General features: G+C 34.3%; 25 protein-coding genes. 23 read left to right on the forward strand and 2 right to left on the reverse strand.

Annotated elements, in window-relative coordinates; all coding sequences use genetic code 11:
• Positions 1 to 30: 30 nt before the first annotated feature.
• From EGX95_RS08070 to EGX95_RS08090, 6 genes are all read left to right on the forward strand, one after another.
• Positions 31 to 462: an Rrf2 family transcriptional regulator gene (locus EGX95_RS08070; protein WP_000704073.1), complete on the forward strand. Its 432-nt coding sequence runs from the start codon at positions 31 to 33 to the stop codon at positions 460 to 462.
• A gap of 70 nt (positions 463 to 532) precedes the next feature.
• Positions 533 to 1,183, forward strand: a complete 651-nt coding sequence (locus tag EGX95_RS08075; RefSeq protein ID WP_000216669.1) for a DsbA family oxidoreductase — start codon at positions 533 to 535, stop codon at positions 1,181 to 1,183.
• Between the two features lie 57 nt (positions 1,184 to 1,240).
• Complete coding sequence (locus EGX95_RS08080; protein WP_001277028.1) at positions 1,241 to 1,843, forward strand: nitroreductase family protein; 603 nt, start codon at positions 1,241 to 1,243, stop codon at positions 1,841 to 1,843.
• Between the two features lie 126 nt (positions 1,844 to 1,969).
• Positions 1,970 to 2,101 (forward strand): hypothetical protein, encoded by a 132-nt coding sequence (locus EGX95_RS30905; RefSeq protein ID WP_000997341.1) that lies wholly within the window; start codon positions 1,970 to 1,972, stop codon positions 2,099 to 2,101.
• Positions 2,102 to 2,210: 109 nt separating this feature from the next.
• A complete protein-coding gene (locus tag EGX95_RS08085) occupies positions 2,211 to 3,821 on the forward strand; it encodes an amidase family protein (RefSeq protein ID WP_000759430.1) in 1,611 nt (536 codons plus the stop codon).
• Between the two features lie 178 nt (positions 3,822 to 3,999).
• On the forward strand, positions 4,000 to 5,013 hold the full coding sequence (locus tag EGX95_RS08090) for an AI-2E family transporter (RefSeq protein ID WP_001006574.1): 1,014 nt from the start codon (positions 4,000 to 4,002) through the stop codon (positions 5,011 to 5,013).
• A 54-nt stretch (positions 5,014 to 5,067) separates the two neighbouring features.
• Here the strand turns inward: EGX95_RS08090 and EGX95_RS08095 are convergent, their stop codons facing one another.
• A complete protein-coding gene (locus EGX95_RS08095) occupies positions 5,068 to 6,012 on the reverse strand; it encodes an L-lactate dehydrogenase (protein WP_000715326.1) in 945 nt (314 codons plus the stop codon).
• A gap of 200 nt (positions 6,013 to 6,212) precedes the next feature.
• Between EGX95_RS08095 and EGX95_RS08100 the strand changes: the two genes are divergently transcribed.
• The 7 genes from EGX95_RS08100 to EGX95_RS08130 all read left to right on the forward strand — a co-directional run bounded on the left by EGX95_RS08100 (position 6,213) and on the right by EGX95_RS08130 (position 13,600).
• Positions 6,213 to 7,649 carry a flavin monoamine oxidase family protein gene (locus EGX95_RS08100; protein ID WP_000527993.1) on the forward strand — a complete coding sequence of 479 codons (1,437 nt, stop codon included), beginning with the start codon at positions 6,213 to 6,215 and terminating at the stop codon, positions 7,647 to 7,649.
• A 103-nt stretch (positions 7,650 to 7,752) separates the two neighbouring features.
• Positions 7,753 to 8,670 (forward strand): CobW family GTP-binding protein, encoded by a 918-nt coding sequence (locus EGX95_RS08105; RefSeq protein ID WP_001044956.1) that lies wholly within the window; start codon positions 7,753 to 7,755, stop codon positions 8,668 to 8,670.
• Between the two features lie 286 nt (positions 8,671 to 8,956).
• Positions 8,957 to 10,174, forward strand: a complete 1,218-nt coding sequence (locus EGX95_RS08110; RefSeq protein ID WP_000061984.1) for a substrate-binding domain-containing protein — start codon at positions 8,957 to 8,959, stop codon at positions 10,172 to 10,174.
• Between the two features lie 88 nt (positions 10,175 to 10,262).
• Positions 10,263 to 11,036 (forward strand): ABC transporter ATP-binding protein, encoded by a 774-nt coding sequence (locus EGX95_RS08115; protein ID WP_000149327.1) that lies wholly within the window; start codon positions 10,263 to 10,265, stop codon positions 11,034 to 11,036.
• On the forward strand, positions 11,014 to 11,715 hold the full coding sequence (locus EGX95_RS08120) for a branched-chain amino acid ABC transporter ATP-binding protein (protein ID WP_001196704.1): 702 nt from the start codon (positions 11,014 to 11,016) through the stop codon (positions 11,713 to 11,715). The genes EGX95_RS08115 and EGX95_RS08120 overlap by 23 nt, the downstream gene beginning before the upstream one ends.
• 21 nt (positions 11,716 to 11,736) lie before the next feature.
• Entirely contained in the window at positions 11,737 to 12,597 is an 861-nt protein-coding gene (locus EGX95_RS08125; protein WP_000382789.1) for a branched-chain amino acid ABC transporter permease, read from the forward strand.
• 49 nt (positions 12,598 to 12,646) lie between these two features.
• The gene (locus EGX95_RS08130) at positions 12,647 to 13,600 is read left to right on the forward strand and encodes a branched-chain amino acid ABC transporter permease (RefSeq protein WP_002081376.1); all 954 of its coding nucleotides are present in this window, start codon (positions 12,647 to 12,649) and stop codon (positions 13,598 to 13,600) included.
• 98 nt (positions 13,601 to 13,698) lie between these two features.
• On the opposite strand, the gene EGX95_RS08135 is transcribed toward EGX95_RS08130, so the two are convergent.
• Complete coding sequence (locus EGX95_RS08135; RefSeq protein ID WP_000405011.1) at positions 13,699 to 14,487, reverse strand: LysR family transcriptional regulator; 789 nt, start codon at positions 14,485 to 14,487, stop codon at positions 13,699 to 13,701.
• 120 nt (positions 14,488 to 14,607) lie between these two features.
• Here EGX95_RS08135 and EGX95_RS08140 point away from each other — a divergent pair, with 120 nt between their 5' ends.
• The 10 genes from EGX95_RS08140 to EGX95_RS08185 all read left to right on the forward strand — a co-directional run bounded on the left by EGX95_RS08140 (position 14,608) and on the right by EGX95_RS08185 (position 25,627).
• Positions 14,608 to 15,147, forward strand: a complete 540-nt coding sequence (locus EGX95_RS08140) for a DUF4865 family protein (protein WP_000579898.1) — start codon at positions 14,608 to 14,610, stop codon at positions 15,145 to 15,147.
• Positions 15,148 to 15,188: 41 nt separating this feature from the next.
• Positions 15,189 to 15,587, forward strand: a complete 399-nt coding sequence (locus EGX95_RS08145) for a tautomerase family protein (RefSeq protein ID WP_001117258.1) — start codon at positions 15,189 to 15,191, stop codon at positions 15,585 to 15,587.
• Between the two features lie 12 nt (positions 15,588 to 15,599).
• Positions 15,600 to 15,923 carry a carboxymuconolactone decarboxylase family protein gene (locus EGX95_RS08150; RefSeq protein WP_000980845.1) on the forward strand — a complete coding sequence of 108 codons (324 nt, stop codon included), beginning with the start codon at positions 15,600 to 15,602 and terminating at the stop codon, positions 15,921 to 15,923.
• Between the two features lie 153 nt (positions 15,924 to 16,076).
• The gene (locus EGX95_RS08155) at positions 16,077 to 16,520 is read left to right on the forward strand and encodes a MarR family winged helix-turn-helix transcriptional regulator (RefSeq protein ID WP_001205518.1); all 444 of its coding nucleotides are present in this window, start codon (positions 16,077 to 16,079) and stop codon (positions 16,518 to 16,520) included.
• A 121-nt stretch (positions 16,521 to 16,641) separates the two neighbouring features.
• On the forward strand, positions 16,642 to 17,697 hold the full coding sequence (locus EGX95_RS08160) for an LLM class flavin-dependent oxidoreductase (RefSeq protein ID WP_000417576.1): 1,056 nt from the start codon (positions 16,642 to 16,644) through the stop codon (positions 17,695 to 17,697).
• A gap of 617 nt (positions 17,698 to 18,314) precedes the next feature.
• Positions 18,315 to 19,718 (forward strand): cytochrome ubiquinol oxidase subunit I, encoded by a 1,404-nt coding sequence (gene cydA, locus EGX95_RS08165; protein WP_000448883.1) that lies wholly within the window; start codon positions 18,315 to 18,317, stop codon positions 19,716 to 19,718.
• Positions 19,705 to 20,721, forward strand: coding sequence for a cytochrome d ubiquinol oxidase subunit II (gene cydB / locus EGX95_RS08170; protein WP_000950062.1), 1,017 nt, complete (start codon positions 19,705 to 19,707; stop codon positions 20,719 to 20,721). Before cydA ends, cydB begins: the two co-directional genes overlap by 14 nt.
• Positions 20,721 to 22,436, forward strand: a complete 1,716-nt coding sequence (cydD, locus tag EGX95_RS08175; RefSeq protein ID WP_000824070.1) for a thiol reductant ABC exporter subunit CydD — start codon at positions 20,721 to 20,723, stop codon at positions 22,434 to 22,436. Before cydB ends, cydD begins: the two co-directional genes overlap by 1 nt.
• Before the next feature lie 2 nt (positions 22,437 to 22,438).
• Positions 22,439 to 24,163 (forward strand): thiol reductant ABC exporter subunit CydC, encoded by a 1,725-nt coding sequence (gene cydC / locus EGX95_RS08180; RefSeq protein ID WP_000073481.1) that lies wholly within the window; start codon positions 22,439 to 22,441, stop codon positions 24,161 to 24,163.
• 315 nt (positions 24,164 to 24,478) lie between these two features.
• Positions 24,479 to 25,627, forward strand: coding sequence for a hypothetical protein (locus EGX95_RS08185; protein WP_000664273.1), 1,149 nt, complete (start codon positions 24,479 to 24,481; stop codon positions 25,625 to 25,627).
• The last annotated feature ends 88 nt before the right edge of the window (positions 25,628 to 25,715 follow it).

Raw genomic sequence — 25,715 nt, forward strand, 5'->3', positions numbered from 1 at the left:
TATAATGATTACATCGAGGTGGTGATTACGATGAAAATTAGTAGCCGCTTTTCCATAGCTGTTCATATTTTATCTATTTTGAAAAACAATCCATCTTCACTTTGTACTTCAGACTATATGGCTGAGAGTGTCAATACAAATCCAGTAGTCATTCGTAAAATCATGTCGTACTTGAAACAAGCTGGCTTTGTTTACGTAAATCGTGGACCGGGTGGCGCGGGATTACTAAAGGATTTACATGAAATCACATTGTTAGATGTGTATCATGCAGTGAACGTAGTCGAAGAAGACAAGCTATTTCATATTCACGAGCAACCGAATCCAGATTGTCCAATTGGGGCGAATATTCAAGCGGTGTTAGAAATTATTTTAATTCAAGCACAATCCGCGATGGAAGAAGTTTTGAGAAATATTACGATGGGGCAGTTGTTTGAAACTTTGCAAGAAAAAATGAATGCTTAAATAATATTTATATTTTTTTATCATTAATGTAACTAATTTGATTACAACGATAAGGTAAGGTGTAAAAGTTATGACTGTAAAAATGAAAGTATACTCAGATTTTATATGTCCGTTTTGTTTTTTAGCAAAAGGTCCATTAGATGAGGTAGCGAAAGAGAAAGATGTAGAGATTGAATGGATGCCATTTGAATTACGTCCAAGTCCATATTCAAAAATAGATCCATGGAATGAACCAGAAAAATTAGGTTCATGGGATGCTTTCATTCTTCCGACAGCGAAGAAGTTAGGAATTGATATGCGCTTGCCACGTGTTTCACCACATCCATATACACATTTAGCTTTCGAAGGATGTCAATTTGCGAAAGAACGTGGACTAGGTAATGAGTATCATCACCGCGTATTCACAGCATTTTTCCAAGAAGAGCAAAACATTGAAGATATTGATGTGTTAACAAAATTAGCGGTAGAAGTAGGACTTCCTGAGGCGGAATTTAAAGATGCTTTAGTAACTCGTAAATATAAGGAAAAGCATCAAGAAGCAATTCAGCACGCACATGATGAAGCGAATATTATGGCTGTTCCAACTGTCATGATTGGAGATGAAATCATTCAAGGGCTTGCTAGTAAAGAAACGCTACAAAGGGTCATTGATAAAGAAATTGAAAAGGATAAAACAAATTCATTTGAAGGTATGCAATGTAATACCGATGGATATTGCTAATTCGCTTGTTATGAAATAACAAAATAAATGATAAAACAAACATTTGGAGGAATTAAAATGTCAGCAACTACAACAAACTTAAAAGAAGCAATCGTGAACCGCCGTTCCATTCGTAAAGTAACAAAAAATGATGCAATTACGAAAGAAAGAATTGAAGAAGTGCTAAAAACAGCTTTACACGCCCCAACATCTTTCAATATGCAAAGTGGTCGTATGGTTGTATTAATGGATGGGGAGCATGAAAAGTTTTGGGATATTGTGAAAGAAACATTAAGAGCCCGCGTACCAGCAGAAAACTTTGAAGCGACTGTAGAAAGACTAAAAGGTTTTCATGCAGGTGTAGGAACAGTTCTATTCTTTGAAGATCAAGCAACTGTAGAAAAAATGCAAGAAAACGCACCATTATATAAAGAGCAGTTCCCATTCTGGTCTCATCAAGGAAATGCGATGTTACAACATACTGTGTGGATGTTATTATCTGCTGAAGGAATTGGGGCGTCATTACAACATTACAACCCAATCGTAGATGCTGAAGTGAAAGAAACTTGGAATATTCCAGCAGAGTGGAGCTTAGTAGGTCAAATGCCATTTGGTGAACCAAACGAACAACCAGCAGAAAGAACGTTCTTGCCTACTGAAGATGTAGTGAAATTTTATTAAGAAATACAATATGTAACGAGAAGGAAGCTGTACTTAAAAACAGCTTCCTTTTTTGTAGTGGTGTTAAATTATGTGCATTTAGGGAAGAAATATAAGAAATAATCCGGTGAGAAGGGAATTAGAAAAATGAATGATGAGAAAAAATATACAGTGGTAGGTACTGATGTTGAGGAAGTAAAGCGTTTAAATAAAAATTCAGGGTTAACGTATAATCAAGTGAAGGAATTATTAGCGAAGCAAATGCAAAAAAAGAAGTAATGAAATTGAAATTCTTCATTTTTTCATTTAGCATTTTTATTAAAGAGAGTTATAAAGATAACTCTCTTTTTCAATACAATTGAGCAACTGTTAGAGTGGAGGAAACAACATGAAGAAGTGGGTAAAGATAACGTTATCGATCGCTGGAGGTATTGTCCTATTGGCATGTGCCGGAGGGTATTACGTGTATAAAAATTATTTTCCAAAGGAACCTGAGCGTATTGTATATGATAAAGAAAGAGTGTTAAAACCGATACATAATCAGCTCAAAGGAATTAACATAGAAAATGTAAAGATAAAAGAAAAAGAAGTCGTAAATGCGACTGTAGATGAGCTTCAAAAAATGATTGATGATGGGAAATTATCATATGAAGAATTAACGAGTATTTATCTTTTTAGAATACAAGAACATGATCAAAATGGAATAACATTAAATGCTGTTACAGAGATAAATCCTAATGCGATGGAAGAAGCAAGAAAGTTAGATCAAGAGCGAGGTAGAAACAAAAAGTCGAATTTATATGGTATTCCTGTCGTTGTAAAAGATAATGTACAAACGTCAAAAGTGATGCCGACTAGTGCAGGAACTTATGTATTAAAAGATTGGATTGCAGATCAAGACGCAACAATTGTGAAGCAGTTGAAAGAAGAAGGGGCATTTGTTTTAGGAAAAGCGAATATGTCTGAGTGGGCGAATTATTTATCTTTTACAATGCCAAGCGGGTATAGCGGGAAGAAAGGACAAAATTTAAATCCGTACGATCCGATTACATTCGATACTTCGGGATCAAGTTCAGGATCTGCTACAGTAGTTACAGCAGATTTTGCACCGCTTGCAGTCGGAACAGAAACGACAGGATCGATTGTAGCACCCGCAGCGCAGCAATCAGTAGTTGGGTTACGTCCATCTTTAGGCATGGTAAGTAGAACAGGAATTATTCCGTTAGCTGAAACTCTTGATACAGCAGGACCTATGGCAAGAACGGTAAAAGATGCAGCAACGTTATTTAATGCAATGATAGGTTATGACGAAAAAGATGTTATGACAGAAAAAGTGAAAGATAAAGAAAGAATTGATTATACAAAGGATTTATCAATAGATGGATTAAAAGGGAAAAACATAGGGCTTCTTTTTTCTGTAGACCAACAAGATGAAAATAGAAAAGCAGTAGCAGAAAAGATTAGAAAAGACCTTCAAGATGCAGGTGCGATATTAACTGAGTATATTCAGTTAAACAATGGGGGGGTAGATAATTTACAAACATTAGAATATGAGTTCAAGCATAATGTAAACGACTATTTTTCACAACAAAAAAATGTGCCGGTAAAATCGTTAAAAGAGATTATAGCGTTTAATAAAAAGGATAGTAATAGACGAATAAAATATGGACAAACATTAATTGAGGCGTCTGAAAAATCTGCTATAACGAAAGATGAGTTTGAAAAAGTAGTGCAAACGAGTCAAGAAAATGCAAAAAAAGAGCTGAATAGATATTTAGTAGAAAAGGGTTTAGACGCTTTAGTTATGATTAATAACGAGGAAGTTCTTCTATCCGCTGTAGCTGGCTATCCAGAATTAGCAGTGCCAGCAGGATATGATAACAATGGAGAGCCAGTAGGTGCAGTATTTGTCGGGAAGCAATTCGGTGAGAAGGAACTGTTCAATATTGGATATGCGTATGAACAGCAGTCTAAAAATAGAAAACCACCTAAATTGTAAAAGGTTAAACGAAAAAAAGATCTCAACTGAAGTAAGTAGGTGGGCTAATATAAATAGAATCTAACAATATAAAAAGAAAAAAAGGATTCTTCCTAATTAGTAAGAAAGATTGTCTATAGAAGTTCATAAAATGTAATATATTCAATTTCCATCCATTGAAGGGGGAGGTTAAATCTTAATGAATGAAGTGAAAAATTTCTTTCGAAGTAGAGGGTTTCAACGGTTTCTCGTTTTAATAATATTAGCGCTTGTATTATATGGATTAAAAAGTATGATCAACTTAATATTAATTACGTTTATACTGACATTTTTAATGGATCGATTTCAACGTTTTATTTCAAAGAAATTGAAAGTGAACCGGAAAATTGTTATCGCCTGTTTGTATATCATATTAGTTTCCTTTATTGGCACGACATTGTATAAATATTTACCTGTGTTAACGATACAAATTTCGCAATTGATTTATCAATTTAAATTGTTTTTTCAAAACCCGCCTGATAATGAAATTATTAAATATGCACTTTCGACAATTAACGGAATGGAAGTATCAAAGTATATAGAACAAGGTGTAGATGTCATCTATCAATCGATAGCAAATATAGGGAAGGTAAGTTTACAAATATTATTGTCTCTCATATTAAGCTTATTTTTCTTATTAGAAAAAGAGCGTATTATTACCTTTACTTCTAAATTTAAAGAGAGTAAGCTAAAGATTTTTTATGAGGAGATTGCATATTTTGGCGAAAGGTTTGCAAGATCGTTCGGTAAAGTAATTGAAGCACAGTTTTTAATTGCGGTTGTAAATTGTATTCTTACTGTTATTGCATTAATTGTTTTAGGATTTCCGCAGCTTCTCGTATTAGCTGTTATGATTTTTCTACTAGGGTTGATTCCAGTTGCAGGTGTGATTATTTCTTTATTTCCACTTTGTATTATTGCTTATAACGTAGGCGGAGTTATATACGTTGTGTACATACTTGTGTTCATTACAGTCATCCATGCTCTTGAAAGTTATTTTTTAAACCCGAAGTTTATGTCTGCGAAAACAAATTTACCAATCTTTTATACATTTATGATTCTCATTTTTTCAGAACATTTTCTTGGAATATGGGGGCTTATTATTGGGATACCAATCTTCATCTTTTTATTAGATGTACTTGATGTAAATAATGAGGAATCGATTAAAAAATAGAAAATAAAGTAAAAAGCAATCCAACAAATTTTGGATTGCTTTTTGCATATATCATTAAAGAACAGGAGCCATTGTTTCTTTCAACACTTGAACAGAGTGATCGAATTTTAATTCTTCGTCTTCACTTAATTCTACTTCTAAAATTTCACGAACACCGCCGCGATTTAAAACAGCAGGTACACCGATATACACATCTTTTTGACCATATTGACCTTCTAAGTAAGCCGATACAGTTAATACACTATTTTCATCATTTAAAATCGCTTTAGTAACACGTAGAAGTGACATACCAATACCATAATAAGTTGCACCTTTTCGCTCAATAATATGGTAAGCTGCATCACGAACGTTTATGAAAATTTTGTCTAAATCTTCTTGATTATACGTGTTGTCTTTTTCAAGCAGTGTTTGTAGTTTTTGAATACCTACTGATACGTGGCTCCAAACTGGAAGTTCAGTATCGCCATGTTCGCCGATAATATAAGCGTGAATGTTGTGTGGACCAATATTGAAGTACTCACCTAACATATAGCGGAAACGAGCAGAATCAAGTGTTGTACCAGAACCAATTACGCGCTCTTTCGGTAAACCAGATTCTTTCCAAGTTACGTAAGTTAAAATATCGACAGGGTTAGTTGCGATTAAGAAGATACCATCGAAGCCGCTATCCATAATACTACGAACAATTTGTTTAAAGATTTTTGCGTTTTTCTCAACTAAATCTAAACGTGTTTCGCCTGGCTTTTGTGGTAATCCAGCCGTAATGACTACAAGATCAGCATCTTTACAATCTTCATAGCTACCTTTCCATACTCTAGTTGGAGCTGGCGCGAATGGAACAGCATGACTTAAATCCATTGCTTCCCCTTCAGCTTTTGCTTCGTTTACATCAACTAAAACAAATTCTTCAGCCACAGCTTGATTAATCATACAGTAAGCATAACTACATCCAACCGCTCCTGTTCCTACTAGTACAACACGGTTAATCCCTTTTTTCATTTCAAAATTCCTCGCAATTTCATTAATTTTATTATGTAAGATAATACGTCTTACTTCTATAGAGTCATATCTAGTTTATTACATTTTATAAAAGATATTCAAGTATTTGAAAATGTATCCGTGCAAATCCGCGAACAAAACATAGGAATTCAGTGAACCGAATATAATTCAGTAAAATCCTTTGTAAAAGGGGAAATGGCATGGGGAATCCATTAGCAATGGAAGAAATGATTCATATTATTCATGCAGGGCTTGTTAAAAAGAATAACCCAAAACGGATTACGATTGCAGGTGCAGGGATTTCTGGATTAGTTGCAGGTTCTTTATTAAAAGAGGCTGGGCACGAAGTAACGATTATAGAAGCAAATAACAGAATAGGTGGCAGAGTGTATACGATTCGGGAACCATTTAGTGTGGGTTTATATTTTAATGCGGGCCCGATGAGAATCCCTGACACCCATAAGTTAACCTTAGCGTATATTCATAAATTTAAACTACCTTTAAACCTTTTTATAAATAAAACTTTTGCAGATATCATTTATACGAATAACATTCAAACGAGATTGAATGTGTTTGAAAATGATCCAAGTGTACTTGAATATCCGGTTTTGGATAAAGAAAGAGGAAAAACGGCAGAAGAGCTAATGATTGAAGTGTTAGAACCAATACTAAATTACATTAAGAAGGATCCTGATAAAAACTGGCTTATCGTTGAAAAAAAGTATAAAACGTATTCGCTTGGTTCATTTTTAATGGAGTATTATTCAGATGGTGCGATAGATATGATTGGGGTACTTCTTGATATGGAAGCTTATATGGGAATGTCCTTAATTGAAGTATTACGTGAAATGATTTTCTTTACTTCAACAACGAAATATTATGAAATAACTGGTGGAATGGATAAGTTATCGAATGCATTCTTACCACAATTAAGGGAACATATTTTAATGCCGTATAAGGTTGATAAAATTATACAAGAAGATAATAAAGTAATGTTACAAGGAAATCATGAACAAACGTTAGAGCAATTTACAATAACAAGTGATTTTGCTATTATTACAATTCCATTTTCAGCGTTAAGATTTGTAGAAGTTCAGCCATACTATTTATTCTCTTATTTTAAAAAAAGAGCAATTCGTGAATTAAATTATATTGCTGCAACTAAAATTGCGATAGAGTTTAAAAGTAGATTTTGGGAGAAAGCGGGACAGTGTGGTGGTAAATCTATTACTGATTTACCGATACGGTTTACATATTATCCGAGTTATAGTATTCATACTCCAGGACCAGCTATCGTTATAGCAAGTTATACGTGGGCAGATGAGGCGTTAACATGGGATAGTTTACCGGATAGAGAACGCATTCGTTACGCATTAAAAAATTTAGCAGAAATATACGGTGACATCGTCTATAGTGAGTTTGTTACTGGAACATCTTTTAGTTGGAGTAAAAATCCTTATTCTTGCGGAGCATTTACAGCTTTCGAACCGGGTCAAGAACTCGAGTTATTTCCGTATATTACACCACCATCTGGAAAGGTACACTTTGCTGGAGAGCATACGACATTAACACATGGATGGATGCAAGGAGCGATAGAGTCTGGAATTCGAGTTGCTTATGAAGTAAACGAACAGTGAAGATATATTTACAAATCACTACTCTTTTAATAAAATAATAAATATAAATCGTAATTGTTACGCTTTGAATACGTTTGAAATAAAGAAATGGATGGTCGATTACATGAATAAAGTAGAAATTCATATATTAGGTGGATTTTTAGGTAGCGGAAAATCAACGTTATTACAAAATTTGTTGTTAGCGGAGAAAAAGAAGAATAGAAAAGTTGCAGTACTAATGAATGAAATTGGTGAATACTCGGTAGATACCGATATTATTGGAAAAGAGAATGTTTTAAGGGAACTTCTGAAAGGATGTATTTGTTGTACGTTAAAAGAAGAGCTTGAAATACAGTTACATTCGTTATATCAGCAAGAAAGGCCAGATGTCATTTATATAGAAACGACTGGTGTTGCGCATCCAATTGAAGTGTTAGATGCATGTGTATCACCAATTTTATCACCTTTCTTAGAAGTGAAATCCATTGTAGTCGTTTTAGATGCAGTAAGATGGTTAAATCGAAGTGTATTAAGTGCAAACGTTCAGCAATTATTGCATGAACAACTGAAGTTTGGTAGCCACATTTTAATTAATAAATCAGATTTACTAACAGATGCGGATAAGAACAAAGTAATAGAAGAAGTGGAAGTGATAAATAATCATGCGAAATTGTTTGAAACAAAATATTGCAATATATCTTTAGAAGACATAGAAGAAGCTGAATTTATGAATGATGGGGAACATGAGACACTACATGTCAAACAGCATTTACATATACAAACGATGACATATCAATTTACGAAATCGATTGATCAAGACAATTTATATGAATGGCTTTCAAATTTACCAGATAGTATTTATCGTGTAAAAGGTTTTGTGAAATTTCATGGGGACAAATATCCTCACTTATTCCAATACTCGTTCGGAGTACCGACTTTACTGGAACAAGACTTCGGTTTCCCAACGAACTTAGTAGTAATAGGGGAAGGGCTAGATAAGAAACGATTGGCTGAAGGGTTAGAGGAAGTGGAAAATAATTAAGTGTTTTTTACATAGGCTGCAATAATTGACTTAAGAACTTAAGTTAATTATTGTAGCTTTTTTCATGATTAATACTGCAACGAAACAGTATTTTCAATTGGAAAGTAGAATATATATTGATTGTATGTCCGTTTCCATTAAATAGGAAGGTGATTATAGATTTGTGCCGAATGTAGAGGATACTACAAGAGTTTTCCATTACCTATCTTATAGTTAGTCATGATTACGGACAGGGAATTTTGGCGTGTTTGATTCTATCAGAAAGAAAAGTATGGGGAGGATCACAATGTCGATGAAAAAACGTAAATGGCTAAAAATGATGGCTACTGGTTGTGTTTTAGGATCGTTATTCATAACGGCAGCTTGTTCAGGAAAGAAGGCAAGTACAGAAGATGAAAAGACGATTAAAGTAGGGGTTCTTGCTTCATTAACAGGTCCATTAGAATCATATGGAAAACAAACAGTGAACGGATTTGAATTAGGATTAGACTATGCAACCGGTGGAACTGGGAAAGTGGAAGGGAAGAAGATTAAGTTTGTTGTAGAAGATACGGAAACAAAAGCAGAGGTAGCCGTTAAAAAAGCTACGAAGTTATTAGAAGAAGAGAAAGTCGATTTTTTAGTCGGATCGTCTAGCTCAAGTGATACATTAGCAGTTTTACCATTAGCTGAAGAATATGAAAAAATAATGGTCGTAGAACCGGCAGTTGCTGATAGTATTACCGGAAAGAATTGGAATAAGTATGTTTTTAGAACAGGAAGAAGCTCTTCGCAAGATGCAATTGCAGGAGCAGCTGCAATTGCAAAAAAAGATGTAAAGATTGCGACATTTGCCCCGGATAATGCATTTGGCCGTGAAGGGATTGCTGCATTTAAAGCTGGAGCGAAGAAATTAGGTGCAAATATTGTGAACGAGCAATATGCTGATACAAATTCGACTGACTTCACTGCAAATATTCAAAATATCATTAGTTCAAAACCAGATTATTTATTTATCGTTTGGGCAGGGGCGAATTCACCTTGGAAACAGTTGAAAGATATGAATGTAGAAGCGCAAGGTATTAAAATTTCTACTGGTGCACCAGATATTCCGGCATTAAAAACGATGGATGCATTAGTAGGAATGCAAGGGTTTTCGGTATATTATCATACACTCCCGAAAAATAAGGTGAATGATTGGTTAGTAGAAGGACATAAAAAACGATTTAATGGTGCGGTGCCAGATTTATTTACAGCAGGTGGAATGTCAGCGGCAATTTCTATTGTAGAAGCGTTAAAGAAAACAAAAGGTGATACAGATGTAGATACATTAATTAAGAAAATGGAAGGAATGGAATTTGATACACCGAAAGGAAAGATGAAGTTTAGAGAAAAGGATCACCAAGCGATGCAGACGCTTTATTCTATCACGTTGAAAAAGCAAGATGGTGTTGACTATCCAGTGCCAGTATTAGAGCGAGAATTAACGATGAAAGAGACAGAGCCACCAGTTCAAAATAAATAGACTGAATTTTCTGTTGTTTTTGTATAAAGAGGGGATCCCCTCTTTGTACGTATTTTTTTCATACTTAAAGCTTTAAAGGGGGGATTTCATGACACATTTGCTAGAAACGAAAAATCTTAGTGTATCTTTTGGCGAGCATCATGTTATTAAAGATGTAAATTTAACTGTACAAAAAGGAAAACTCATTTCTATTATCGGGCCAAATGGTGCGGGTAAGACAACATTATTTAATTTACTAAGTGGACAGATTTCACCCACAACAGGTGAAGTGTATTTTAAAGGGCAAGATATTACAAAACTATCGATTTCAGATCGAACACGCTTAGGAATCGGTCGCTCTTTTCAGCTTACAAACATATTCCCAGAATTAACGGTACTTGAAAATGTCCGTTTAAGTGTTCAATCATTCGTACAAGATTACTATAGTTTTTTCCCGAGTCCAGCAAAATTAAAGCAACAAGTTGGAGAGGCGAGACGTTTCTTAAAAACAGTATTACTTCAGGAGAAAGAGAATGTATTAGCAAAAGATTTGGCACATGGAGAGAAAAGAAAGCTAGAACTTGCGATGTTATTAGCTTTAAAAACGGATGTGTTATTACTTGATGAGCCGACGGCAGGTATTTCGGTTGAGGAAGTCCCAGCTATATTACAAGTGATTGAAAATATTAAGAAACATCCAGAGAGTACAATTGTACTTATTGAACACAAAATGGATATGGTATTAGGTTTGTCAGATCATCTAATCGTTTTATTTCATGGAGAGTTATTGGCTGAAGGTTTACCCGAAGAAATTATGAAAGATGAGCGTGTACAAAGTGCTTATTTAGGGGGATTATATAGTGGCACTATTACAAGTGAATAATATAGAGACGTATTTAGATCAGTTTCATATTTTACAAGGGGTATCTCTTACTGTTGAGAAAGGAACGATTACTGTACTGTTTGGAAGAAATGGGGCAGGGAAGACTACGACGTTACGTTCGGTTATGGGGTTTCACCATATCGCACATGGTGAAATTTATTATGATCGTACACAAGTAAATGGATTATCTACACATTTAATTTCAAGGAAAGGGATAGGGTATGTACCAGAAAATCAAGGTATTTTTCACGATCTGACAGTAGAAGAAACATTCGCTCTTGCTAGAGGTAAGGGCGAAGAAGCGGAAGAAAAGATAGAATGGATGCTTGAACTATTTCCAGATTTAAAGCAATTTTGGCACAAAAAAAGTGGACTCTTAAGCGGGGGACAAAAGCAAATGTTAGCAATTTCAAGAGCATTTATTAATAGTGATGGTTTACTACTTATTGATGAGCCGAGTAAAGGCTTGTCTCCTATTATGATAGAAAAATTAATGATAGCTATTTTGAAAATGAAGGAGAAAACAACAGTTTTACTCGTTGAACAAAATTTTATGATGGCTAGTCAAATTGGTGATTATTTTTATATTATGGATAACGGAAAAATTGTTCATAACGGTTTTATGCATGAATTAAAAGAGGATAAGGAAATGTGTCACAAATATTTAGGAATCTCTTAACATGAATCCGGGGTGAGAAGGATGGATGTGTTAATCAATTTATTTGTAAATGGGATTTCAACAGGGATGCTCATTTTTTTATTAGCATCAGGTCTTTCGCTTATTTTCGGTTTAATGAGTGTTCTAAACTTCGCACATGGTGGTTTATTTGCATGGGGAGCATTTACAGGTGTTTGGCTATTTAATATGACAGGGAGTTATGTGTTAGCTTTAATTGGAGCAATAGCTATGGGAATGTTCCTTGGATTTATTTTAGAAAGATTCCTTATTAGACCGGTATACGGAAATCATGTTCGACAGCTTCTTGTTACACTTGGAGGAATGCTTGTACTTAGTGAATGTATTAAAGTATTTTGGGGACCAAATCCAATTGGGGCAAAGTTACCGTTATGGCTACAAGGAAGTTTTACGTTCGGAGGCGTTATATTAATTAAATATCGTCTATTCGTTATCATAATTGGGGTTATCATATACATTGCCTTATTATTATTGCTCAAAAAAACAAAGATAGGTCTTATGATACGCGCAGGTGTAATGGATAAAGAGATGGTTCAAGCGCTCGGTATTAACGTAAAAGCTATATTTTCTTTCGTCTTTTTATTAGGAGCAGGGATGGCTGCCTTAGGTGGCTTCTTATTAGCACCATACTCAGGCGTTATTTTCGCTGAGATGGGTATGCAGTATGCGATTTTAGCTTTCATAGTAGTAATCATTGGAGGGCTAGGAAGCGTACAAGGTTCAGCCATCGCTTCTTTAATTGTCGGATTAGCTGGTGCTTTTACAGCGTATTTTATACCGGATTTATCACTTGCAATCAATATGTTAATGTTACTATTTTTCTTAATAGTGAAGCCAAATGGACTTGTTGGTGAAAAGGGGTGAAATGGTGAACAGCACATCAAATCGAATTAAAGTATACTTCGGAGTATGTATGCTCATTTGTTTAAGTGTATTTCCATTCGTAAATGATTCACGGAGCTTGTTAATTTTGTTCACTCAAATCTTCATCTTTGCTATTTTTGCAATGAGTTTTGATGTATTGCTTGGATATACAGGAATTGTATCATTCGGCCATTGTATGTTCTTTGGAATAGGAGCATATGGCGTAGCGCTTTTATTTGATCGGCAAGGAGTATCTATAACAAACTTTTTAATAGGACTAGTAGCTGCAATCTTCATTTCAGCAATTGTTAGTTATATAATTGGCTTGCTTTCTTTACGGCTGAAAAGTCATTTTTATGCAATGTTAACACTTGCTATTTCACAATTGTTTTTCGTACTTGCTGAAAAATGGCGCGGGCTTACTCATGGAGGGGATGGTTTTACATTTGGGGTACCAGACGTATTCCGTGATCGTTTTACCTTTTATTATGTAACACTTATATGTTTACTTATCATTTTTGTTCTGTTACGTCTTTTCACAAAATCTTCTATTGGAAAAGTATTAAAGGCAATTTCACAAAATGAGCAACGTGTTGAAGCACTAGGATATAAAGTTCTTCATTATAAAATTATTGCTAGTGTTGTTGCAGGAGTAGTAGCTGCGATAAGCGGTGGTTTATTTGTTATTACACTGCGCTTTGTTAATACAACTGTATTTTCAATTGAAATGACATTAAATGCATTATTGATGACTATGATTGGAGGCGTTGGAACGTTAATAGGAGCCATTGCAGGAGCTGGAATTATTGAATCCCTAAAATATTATTTATCAGAACTAGCTACAGAGTATCCGATCTTTGAACGATGGACGATTATTCTTGGTGTATTGTACATTATCGTATTGCTAGTTTTCCCGAAAGGATTAGTTGGCACGGTTAAGGGACTGAAGAATATGAAACGGAATAAGAAGGAGAAAAGTGCAGAAGTGGAGCAAAATGTGTGAAAAATCAATTGTATAGAATATGAAAATCCCTCTTTTAGATTCGGAAAGGAGGGATTTTTATTGCTGTATGTAAATTTAGTTCGTTTATAGATATTATATTAATCAAATAGTTCATCAGGGATTTGTTTGAAAGAATTTTGATTCGTAAAGAAATGAACAGCTAATTTCTCAATTGGAACATCTTCAATTGGTACCAATTTATCATTATTAATCGGTAAAAAGGCTACCCCTTTTCCGTCCTGAATAAACTCTTCCATAAGCGAATAAGAATCTAGTTGTTGAAGTTGACGCTGAGATAAATTATATTCTTTTAGAAATTGAATGGTCTTATTTCTAAAAGGGCACTTTTTGTCATTGCTAACGAATAAGAGTTCCTTTGAATAGTCAACAGTACACTTTTCTTTCGCTTTTAATAAACCGATAGAAATTGAAGTGGAAAATACTTTTTTAAACGATATGTCTGGGTAATCCTCATAAGTAATGACCATATCAACTTTTTGTTGCTGCAGTAATTTTTGCAAATGACTACTATTTTCTACATATATTTGATAACTCCTAAAATTTTCTTTAATGCGCTTGCTTACATAATTAGTCAAAATAGATTGTGACGTTGCGATTATATAAGAAGACCCACTCGTTTTAATTTTATCTTTTGCTTCTTCTACTAGCGTTAATATTTGATTTGTGTAGTCTAATAAAATGTCACCAGAAGGTAATAAAGAAACGCCTTTGTTATCTCTATGTAGTAAAGGTGTTTCTAACTCTTGTTCTAATTTTTTAATTCGCTCAGTTACGTTCGGTTGAACATACCCTAACTCTTTCGCAGCTTTACTAATAGAGCCTTCGCTAGCCACAGTTTTGAATATAATAAGATCATTTATTTCCATTTCTCACAGCCCCTTATACGATATCATTATAAATGATACCAAACATAATTTATACCTATTTTACGTTAGTCAATCATCGGTTTATCATTGTGTATATAAGATGGAAAGTGAGTGATAAACATGATTGGAATGCAATATAAGGTCATTTTGCCGAAAGATTATGATATGGAGATTATTAAGAAAAGGGTAAAGGATAATGGGTATAAAACGGATGGTTTTCAAGACCTGAATTTTAAAGCTTATTTAATTACTGAGGCAGATAAGGACGGAAATTTCTATAACTGTTATGCACCTATATATATTTGGAATGGTCATGAAGGAATGAACAAATTTATCTTTGAAGGGTATTACGATAATATTTTACAATCTTTTGGATGGCAACAAATAAATATAGGTGTTCCATTAGTTGTTAATGTAAAAAATGACTTTAAGAAATGCAGATATGTTGTTGAATATGAAGGAAGTATTTCTCCAAGTGAATCATTGAGTGGGATTCAATCTACCATTGTGGATCAAAAGGTAGAGAATTGTTTAGGGAATGTAATAGTATATAATCCAGATAAATGGGGATATAGCCAGTTTAATTTTTATGAAGAGAAGCCTGATATTACAGCGAATAAAAGTGTTACAGTATATGAGATTTTGCACATTTCACGATGAAAACTTGTTGAAGTTAAATTAAGAAAAAGGAATGACAATGTATGCCCTTTGTGAACGTTTATTATCATGAAAATAAATTAAATAAAGAAGAAATTAAAAAGATAGGTGAATGTATTCATCTTTCATTAATTGAACATTTTAACATCCCTGAAAATGATTTCTTTCAAATGTTTTTACCCTATCAACAAAATCACTTTTTATATAATCCATATTATTTATTAGAAAGAGGAGAAAAGAGAACAGAGAATATGATGTATGTTTCTATCACATGTGGACCGGGAAGAACGATAAAACAGAAAAGTGATCTATATCAGTCGATATCCTCGAAGGTTTTTGAATGTTCTAGTATAAAAAGTGCAGACATTTTTATTACACTTAACGAGACAGCCGCTGAAAATTGGTCGTTTGGTCAAGGATTGGCGCAATTGGTAAAAAAGTGAAGGGGGAGTGAAATGATGAATGAATCCATTGAATATTGTATTCAAGAGAAAATGAGAGAAAAGGCACCTGCATTTGCTCATTATAGTGAAAAAATATTGTTCGAGGAAGTGTGGCGAGATGACACTTTAACATTAAGAGAAAGAAGTTTATGTACTGTGTCAGCACTAATCAGTCTCGGTAATACAGAACAATTACCATTTCATCTGAAGCTAGCTAAACAAAATGGGATTATGGAGAATGAGTTGGTTGCATTAATAACACATATGGCTTTTTACGTTGGTTGGCCAAAAGCTGTGGCGGCTTTACATATAGCAATGAATGAAATGGAAAGTTAAGAATAACGATAAGAAAGAATTCATTTAAACATGAATTCTTTCTTATCGTTATTTATACAATACAATAATGAGATATTTTTCACTTTTCCTCTTGCTTTTTTATCACTTGCGTAGTAAAGTGATAGTAAGATTCACGATAGGAAGTGATCAAACATGCGTGATAATACGATAGGATCATTAATATGGTTACGTTTAATACGATTTACGAACCAAAGTAATCAGATGTCAAATGAGTTTTTAAAACGATTTGATTTAACGACTGCTCAATTTGATGTGCTTTTGCAAATACGTACGTATCAACCACTAACACAAATGGAATTAGCTGAAAAGGTAACTGTTACACAAGGCGGTATTTCTCGAATGTTAACGCGTCTTGAAAAAGAAGGATATATTGTACGAAAACAAGATTGGAAAACGAAAACAATTAGTCTGACAGAGCAAGGGGAAGCTGCCTTAGAGAAAGCATTGCCAGAGCAACTTGCATTTCAATCATCGTTTTTTGATGACGTATTAAATGAAGAGGAACAGAAAATGTTATACGAGCTAATGACAAAGGTTCATAAGCATAGTGAAAAAAAAGAATTACCGCAAGAGTAATTTTTTTTTACATTATCAATTGACTAATCAAGTGAAGTTGTAAACAATAGGGAAAAACATTTGACTTACAAACGTTTTTAAAAGAGAAACTAATAGCACTTCATTAAAGGAGAGAGTAATGATGGAAAAATACCGTATGGATACAAGTAAAGGAATGGAATTTGGATTATATTCAATTGGGGATCATGTTTTAAATCCACATAACGGAGAGAAAATTAGTGCTGAACAAAGAATTCATGAATTAATTGAAACAGCAAAGTTAGCGGATGAAGCGGGACTTGATGTATTTGCTGTCGGTGAAAGTCATCAAACGCACTTTACAACGCAAGCTCATACAGTGATTTTAGGGGCTATTGCACAAGCTACGAAAAATATAAAAATTGCAAGTTCAGCATCGATAATAAGTACATCTGATCCGGTACGAGTATACGAGGACTTTGCTACACTTGATTTGATTTCTAGTGGACGTGCAGAAATTGTGGCTGGCCGTGGATCGCGTATTGGGGGATATAGCTTACTTGGTTATGATGTAAATGATTATGAAGAGTTATTTGAAGAGAAGATGGAACTTTTATTAAAAATTAATAAAGAGGAACATGTAACATGGAATGGACAGTTCAGAGCACCGCTTGCGCATGCAGCGGTTATTCCAAGAGCTAAAAATAATAACTTACCAATTTGGCGTGCAGTTGGTGGCCCACCAGCTAGTGCGATTAAAGCAGGACGTGCAGGTGTACCAATGATGATAACAACACTAGGTGGTCCAGCTATTAACTTTAAAGGGTCAGTAGATGCTTACCGTGAGGCGGCTGAGCAAAGTGGATTCAATCCAGCAAGTTTGCCAGTTGCAACAACGAGTTTATTTTATACAGCGAAAAATTCACAAGATGCACTTAGTGAATACTACCCTCACATTAATGCTGGTATGCTTACGCTACGCGGTGGCGGGTATCCGAAACAACAATTTACAAATGCAATAGATTACCGTGACGCGTTAATGGTTGGTAGCCCGCAACAAATTATCGAAAAAATGCTTTACCAATATGAATTGTTTGGGCAACAACGTTTTATGGCAGAAATTGATTTTGGTGGTGTACCGTTTGATAAAATTGAGAAAAACATCGAATTAATTGCTACTGAAATTTTACCGGCTATTAGAAAACATACAGCAAAATAATTTAAAAAATACCGAGAGTCTAATCGATTCTCGGTATTTTTTTATGTATGAATTTAGTTTGAAAAAATGACAATAAAATGAATTTTTAGTCTAGAAAGAGGGAGTACATTTTCTATTTTTGAATAACATTATTTCGTGTTTGAATTTTAGAAATACATTTTTCTCTTGACAAAAAAATAACGAAATTATCCATTGGTTAATAGGACATTTTTCCGTAGAAAAGTCAAGTGTATAAAGAGAGAAACGATTATTTTATTGATGCAAAGATAAGTCTCATATTAAAAAAACACATTTTATCGATGAGAAAAATCTAATTCAAAAAAATACCAAAAGACATATTTCAGACAAAATGATGTCAATAATACGTCAAAAATCAGCTGAATTTACTATGCAGGTATATTATACAATTCGATTAACGAATAAAACACTACTGAAATAGTGAAAAGGTAAATTTTATGAGAAAGTTCTTTTGTAATTATCTTGAAAACTGAAAATTTATATTTTCTAAAAGTACATAAACAAATTTATCTTTCTATATTTCTAAGATTTGAGTTGTTTTATTCATACAACTCAATTGAAATTACGATATAAAAAATTATGAAGGAAGTGATTGTAGTATGGAAACGCTCGAATTGGCACGAATACAATTCGCATCAACAACGATTTTCCATTACTTTTTTGTTCCGCTGTCTATTGGTTTAGCTTTTATCATTGCGTTAATGCAAACGTTATATGTGGTAAAGGGACAAGAAATTTATAAGAAGATGACGAAGTTTTGGACACAAATATTCCTTGTTAACTTTGCGGTAGGTGTAGTAACTGGTATTCTACAAGAATTCCAGTTTGGTATGAACTGGTCAACCTATTCACGTTTCGTAGGTGATGTGTTTGGTCCATCACTTGCGATTGAAGGTTTATTAGCATTTTTCATTGAGTCTACATTTTTAGGTTTATGGGTATTCGGTGAGGACAAATTACCGAAGCGCATTCACCTTTTATGTATTTGGCTCCTTTCAATTGGAACAATGTTATCAGCATTTTGGATTTTAACTGCAAGTGCATTTATGCAATCGCCAGTAGGATATGAAATGGCAGCAGATGGACGTGCACAAATGAATGATTTCTTAGCAATTATCCAAAACCCACAATTATGGGTGCAATTCCCGCATACAATTACAGCGGCAATTGCAACGGGTGCATTCTTTATTGCAGGTGTGAGTGCATGGAAAATAACGAAAGCTCAAGAAACTGAAGTGTTTAAAAAATCGTTCCGCATTTCTATCATTGTTGGAACACTTACAACTGCGCTTGTATTATTCTTCGGTCATGCGCAAGCACAACAATTAATTAAGACACACCCAATGAAAATGGCAGCAGCTGAAGCGTTATGGAATACGAGTGAAGATCCAGCGCCATTTACAGTATTTGCGAAAATTGATGCAGAGAAGAAAGAAAATTCGTTTGAAATTCAAATCCCGTATATGCTAAGTCTATTATCATATGATAAATTTAGTGGTCAAGTAGAAGGGATGAATCAAATTCAAAAGCAATATGAAGAAAAATATGGGCCTGGAGATTATATTCCACCAGTACACACGATGTTCTGGAGCTTTAGAGCGATGGTAATGAGTGGAACATTTATGCTTCTTCTAGGAGCGTACGGATGGTTCTTATCAAGAAAAGATCGTTTAGCTGAAAAAACTTGGTATTTAAAATTAATGGTGTATGCAATTTCACTACCGTTTATCGGTAATACAGTAGGATGGATTATGACTGAAATGGGACGTCAACCTTGGGTAGTTTTCGGTGTTATGAAAACGGAAGATGCTGTATCTCCAAATGTTACGTTCGGAGAAGTGCTATTCTCTTTAGTTTCGTTCACATCATTATATTTAATTATAGGTGGAATTACAGTTTACTTATTCGTTCGTATTATTAAAGGACATGAGAATAAGAAAACGAAACAAGATTCTCAAAGCCATGATCCATTTGATAAGGAGGATGAGTATGTTATCTCTTAATGAGTTGTGGTTTATCATTATTGCAATTTTATTCGTAGGCTTCTTTGTACTTGAAGGTTTCGATTTCGGTGTAGGTATAGTTTCAAGGTTTTTAGGAGAAAACGATTTAGAGAAAAGGATTTACTTAAATACAATTGGTCCATTTTGGCACGCGAATGAAGTATGGCTTGTTTGTGCTGGTGGCGCTATGTTTGCGGCATTCCCGCATTGGTATGCAACTTTATTTAGTGGGTTTTACATTCCGTTTGTATTTATGCTTCTTGCTTTAATTATTAGAGGTGTTTCCTTTAAATTCCGTGCGAAAATAGATAATCATAAATGGAAAGGCTTTTGGGATTGGGGTATGTTTTTAGGAAGTTTACTACCGCCTATCCTTTGGGGAGTTGCCATTGCTAACTTTATGGTAGGTATTCCAATTGATGAGACGAAAAATGCTGTAGGTGGATTCTTACAATTACTTCATCCCTTTGCATTACTTGGAGGAGTTATGTTCCTTCTGCTATGTATTGTTCACGGCTTGCAATTCCTTACAATACGTACAACTGGTAAGTTAAGAGAACGTGCACGTATTGCTGCACTGAAAATTGCACCACTTGCAATTATAGCGCTTCTTATTTTTGCTGGTGTAGGGTTATGGAAAACAGATATTTTCACTGGTCATGGTACAGAATGGATTATGGTTCCGATTGGAGCTTTTGTAGCATTATGTGTGTCAACATTATTAAATAAAAGAAGAAGAGATGGTTGGGCTTTCTTTATGACAAGTTTAACAATCATTTTACTAAGTGCGAGTGTGTTTGCCGGCATGTTCCCACGTGTCTTAATTAGTTCGTTAGGGTCAATATACGATTTAACAATTTATAATGCAGCATCAGGAGATTATGCACTAAAACTGATGACGTATTTTTCAATTGCTATATTGCCATTTGTATTGGGAAGTCAAATATGGAGTTTCTATGTGTTTAGACAACCTGTTAAGTCAGATAAAGATTTGGAGTACTAATGAAAAGAAAAAGAGGACTTCCGTCGTATCCTGGTAGCCGAGTTTTATATGTAGTGTTAACAATCATTAGCATTTTAGAAGCTTTTAGTATTATTGCACAAACAGTGTTTTTAGCGCGAGCTATTACGTTTTTATTTCAGGGAGAAGCGGTGCAATCTGTGTTAAATGAAACGGTTTATTTCGGAATCACGTTTGCAGTACGTCATTTGCTAGTTCGAATGTCACAAATATTAGTAGAACGTTTCGCTGAAAAAACAGGATCGCTATTGAGAAAACAATTAATAGAGGCGTATTTCACATTAGGTCCACGGTATGTTCAAACCGCTGGAACAGGTCATCTGGTTACCTTATCGATAGAGGGTATTGAGAAATTTAAAACATATATTGAACTAACAATTCCTAAAATGATTAGAAGTAGTATCGTACCGGGACTAATTGTACTATATGTTTTTACACTAGATATTGAGTCGGGAATCATTTTAGTTGTAACGATTCCTATCGTAATTATTTTTATGATCCTACTAGGATTAGCAGCGCAGAAAATGGCGGATAGCCAATATGAAACATATCGTGTTCTTTCTAATCATTTTGTAGATACGTTAAAAGGATTAGAAACATTAAAGTATTTAGGTCAAAGTAAACAACACGAAGGAAAGATTGAAAAAGTAAGTAAAAGATATAGAAAAGCAACGATGCGTACTTTGCGAGTTGCTTTTCTTTCTTCTTTTGCATTAGATTTCTTTACGAGTTTATCAATTGCATTTGTGGCGGTCGGATTAGGGATACGTTTAATAGATGGGACAATTGTACTATTACCAGCCCTTACGATTTTAATTTTAGCTCCGGAATATTTCTTGCCGATTAAACAAGTTGGAGCAAATTATCATGCTACGTTAGATGGACAACTTGCAATGGAGCAAATAGAAGAGATTTTACAGCAACAAAAAGAAATAGGGAAGAAAGAATCTAATGTAGACTTAATATGGAATTCAACTAGTAACTTGAAATTACAAGATGTAAAAGTAAAGAATGATGAATCTGAAAAAGCTATATTAGAGGAAATTGATTTTACTTGGAAAGGAACTGGCGCTATAGGTGTAATTGGTGAAAGTGGAGCAGGGAAATCAACGTTAATCGACGTATTAGCAGGGTTTTTAACTCCTTCAGCTGGAAATATGATTGTAAATGGTGTGGAAATTGACGGGGCTACTCGTGAAGAGTGGCAAAAGAATATTGCTTATATTCCGCAGCAACCTTATATTTTCCCGCTTTCATTAAAAGATAACATTTGTTTCTATGAAACAAATACAACGGATGAAGAAGTGGAAAGAGTTATGAATGAAGTCGGTCTTCGTTCACTCGTTACATCGCTTCCAAATGGAATGTATGAAAGAATTGGAGAAGGTGGGCGTATGCTTAGTGGCGGACAAGAACAACGTGTCGCAATGGCGCGAGCCCTTTTAAGCAAAAAGCCAATTATTTTATTAGACGAGCCTACAGCACATCTTGATATTGAAACTGAATTTGAAATAAAGCAAGCGATGTTACGTCTGTTTGAAGGTAAGTTAGTATTTCTTGCAACACATCGTCTTCACTGGATGAAACAGATGGATCATATTCTTATTTTAAATAAAGGGAAAATGATAGAAAGCGGAACGTATGAAGAACTTGTAAAGAATGAAGCATTACATTTTCGCAGGAAAGAGAGGGGATAGAGATGAGTAACTGGATTAAACCGTATATACAGCAAAATAAAGGTAGAATGACTGTAACTATTTTCCTTGGTCTTCTTGGAGTTAGTTCAGGTGCGATGCTACTTTTCATTTCAGGTTATTTAATCTCTAAATCTGCTCTTAGACCAGAAAATGTAATGGCTGTATATGTTCCTATCGTTGCAACACGTGCGTTTAGTATAGGACAAGCGGTATTTCATTATGTAGAGCGTTTAGTTGGACACGATGTTGTATTACGCATATTAGAAAAGATGAGAACGAAACTATATGGGATAGTAGAACCACAGGCGTTATTTTTCCGTTCACGATTTCAAACGGGCGATATGTTAGGCGTATTATCCGAAGATATAGAGCATTTACAAAACCTATATTTACGTACAATATTTCCTAGCATATTAGCATTAGTTGTATATAGCATATTCGTACTTGTTATCGGTACATTTGACGTAGTGTTTGCACTTATTGCAGCATGTATGTTGGCTATTATCGTTTTTCTTCTTCCATTTATATCATTACTTTTAATGAAGAAACATCATGTTACTTTAAAGCAAGGAAGAAACCGTTTGTACCAACAACTAACAGATGCTGTTTTTGGATTATCTGATTGGCAAGCAAGTGGTAGAAAAGATGAATTCATTGATAAGTATGTAGATCAAAATGCTCAGTTGTTAAAAACGGAAAAAAGAATGAAGCGCTGGAATCATATTCGGGACAGTATTATTCAATTAGTAGTGGGTATTGTAGTTATTTCAATGATTATATGGACTGGAAATGAGGCGGCGAGTGAACAGATTGCTCCTACCGTTATTGCGGCTTTCGTCTTAATGACGTTATCTGTCACAAACGCGTTAATTCCTCTGTCAGATGCTATCGATCGAATTCCATCATATGTAGAATCCGCTCATCGTCTCAATCAAGTAGAAGGTAATGGTGTTTTACAGGATGAAAAGGAATTACCTAGAGATAAAGATTATGTTGCACCAAAACATATAGACATTGAATTAAATCATGTATCGTATAGTTACCCAGATAGCAATGAATTTGTATTGAAAGACGTATCATTACAAATAAAAGCAGGAAAAAAAATCGCCATTTTAGGAAGAAGCGGAACTGGAAAATCTACTTTGTTAAAATTGTTAACAGGTGCACTAAGCCCATTACAGGGTGAAGTTTTATTGAATAGTGAACATGCTCACACGAATCTTTTATCAAAATATATTTCTGTATTGAATCAAAAGCCGCATTTATTCGATACGACAATTGGGAATAATGTGCGAATCGGCAAACCAGAGGCAACAGATGAAGAGATATGGAATGCTTTAGAGAAAGCACAATTAGCTTCGCATGTTGCTTCTCTTCCAGATAGATTACAAACAAAAATGCATGAGATGGGGAAAAGGTTTTCTGGCGGGGAAAGACAACGGGTTGCTTTTGCTAGAACGCTAATGCAAGAAGCACCAATCATTGTACTAGATGAACCTACAATCGGCTTAGATCCAAAGACAGAATTATCTTTAATAGAAACAATGTTTTCTGCAACGGAAGAAAAGACAGTAATTTGGATTACGCACCATCTTGTAGGAATGGAGCATGTTGATGAAGTAATATTCCTTGATCGTGGTCAAATTGTGATGCAAGGTAGTCATGAACAACTTCTGAAAGAAAATGAAAAGTATCGTATGCTTTATGAGTTAGACAAAGGAATATAGTTTTATCCGACTTTAATGGGCAGTAAGACCCCCACCTTAAAATGCAGTGAAAGCAAAGAAGTTAGGTGGGGGGCGGGCTGCCCATTAAAGTCCGATTGGTTCAACTAATAATCAGTGGGCGATGAAGAAACCCCCCACTGATTAAAGCTTCACTTTATTAAGTATGTAATGGAAAAATAGCTACGCCTAATGGTGGAGCTATTTTTTTGTTTTGAAATGAATATTCTATTCTTTTTTATGATGGCTGGCAAATGTATATGATCGTTACGAATGAAAAATGAATTTCATATTATACATATAATGGAGGGGATATATATGAAGGAGCAGTATAAAATTATTGTTTTAAGTGATGAATTATCAAGGGGGAAGATTCAAAATGCATTAGACAAAAATAAATGTAAAACAATCGTTCATGTTGTAGACGTTTCAGCCATTGTTCAAATAGAAAATTCTTTTCAATATATAATCATTTGGAGAGTGGACGCAGAAAAACTTACAATTGAATTGATAAACAGGGGCGTGCAAAGTACAAAAATTATTAATTTAACAAAATACATGTATGAATGGAAGAATAAATTAATTTCTATCTATCAAATAAATCCGGATCTTATGTCTTTATACATTTCTATGAAAAAAGCAAAGAGTGATCCGACGTATGAATTGTTTGCAACGGGCTTGTCTTATCCGCATTGTGGTATAAGTACGGAGTTCCTCTCAAAAAAGTCAATAAAATTAACACTTCCATCGCAAGATCTATACTATGATTATTTAATAGCATCACAACTACTATCAAACGATCATTCCTTTCAATATTGTTTGATAGGAATAGCTTATTTCTCGTTTTACTTTGACATGTCGTTATCATCTGAATCATATAGAATTCACAAAGTATATTATCCATTGTTTCAAGACGGCCATCATACTGTAGTTCATTCTCCTCTATCCACTGATGGATTCTCACATCTAGATACCCCGAAACCACTTTTTTCTATTTTTAATTTTCATTTTGAATATATTTTATTAGACGAACTAACAGATGAATCATTGATATTGCCTTGGATAAATGCTGAATGGAATATCACTCCTCTTCACATTCCTTTTGAAGAACACGGAAAAATAAGAGCAGCTTCACATGCTAAATTGTCATATCCTCATACTTTAGTTGAAAATAAAACAATTTTTAAAACATATTTAGAATTACTTTTAAAACATGATATAAAACCACTAATTGTTGTATTCCCTGTTACTTCACATTATTTCAATTGTAGTAGTAAGAAATTAAAAGAAGATTTTTATAAAGTTATAAACGACTTTCATGCTCAATATTCTTTTGAAATTATAGATTTATTTGATTCACCATTATTTTGTGATGAAGATTTTTATGATAGTGATCATTTGAATAAAAAAGGTGCAAATAAAATGTCCATGTTATTAAATATGTTTATTCAGGAACGAAAAGTATGATATTTCGTTTCATATCTGCATAAAAGTATATAGGCTCTATTCGGTTAAAGTGATGTGATTTTTGTGTCGCGTATATAAATAATATGCG

The sequence above is a fragment of the Bacillus sp. FDAARGOS_527 genome (genome assembly GCF_003812125.1).
Lineage (GTDB): Bacteria > Bacillota > Bacilli > Bacillales > Bacillaceae_G > Bacillus_A > Bacillus_A paranthracis.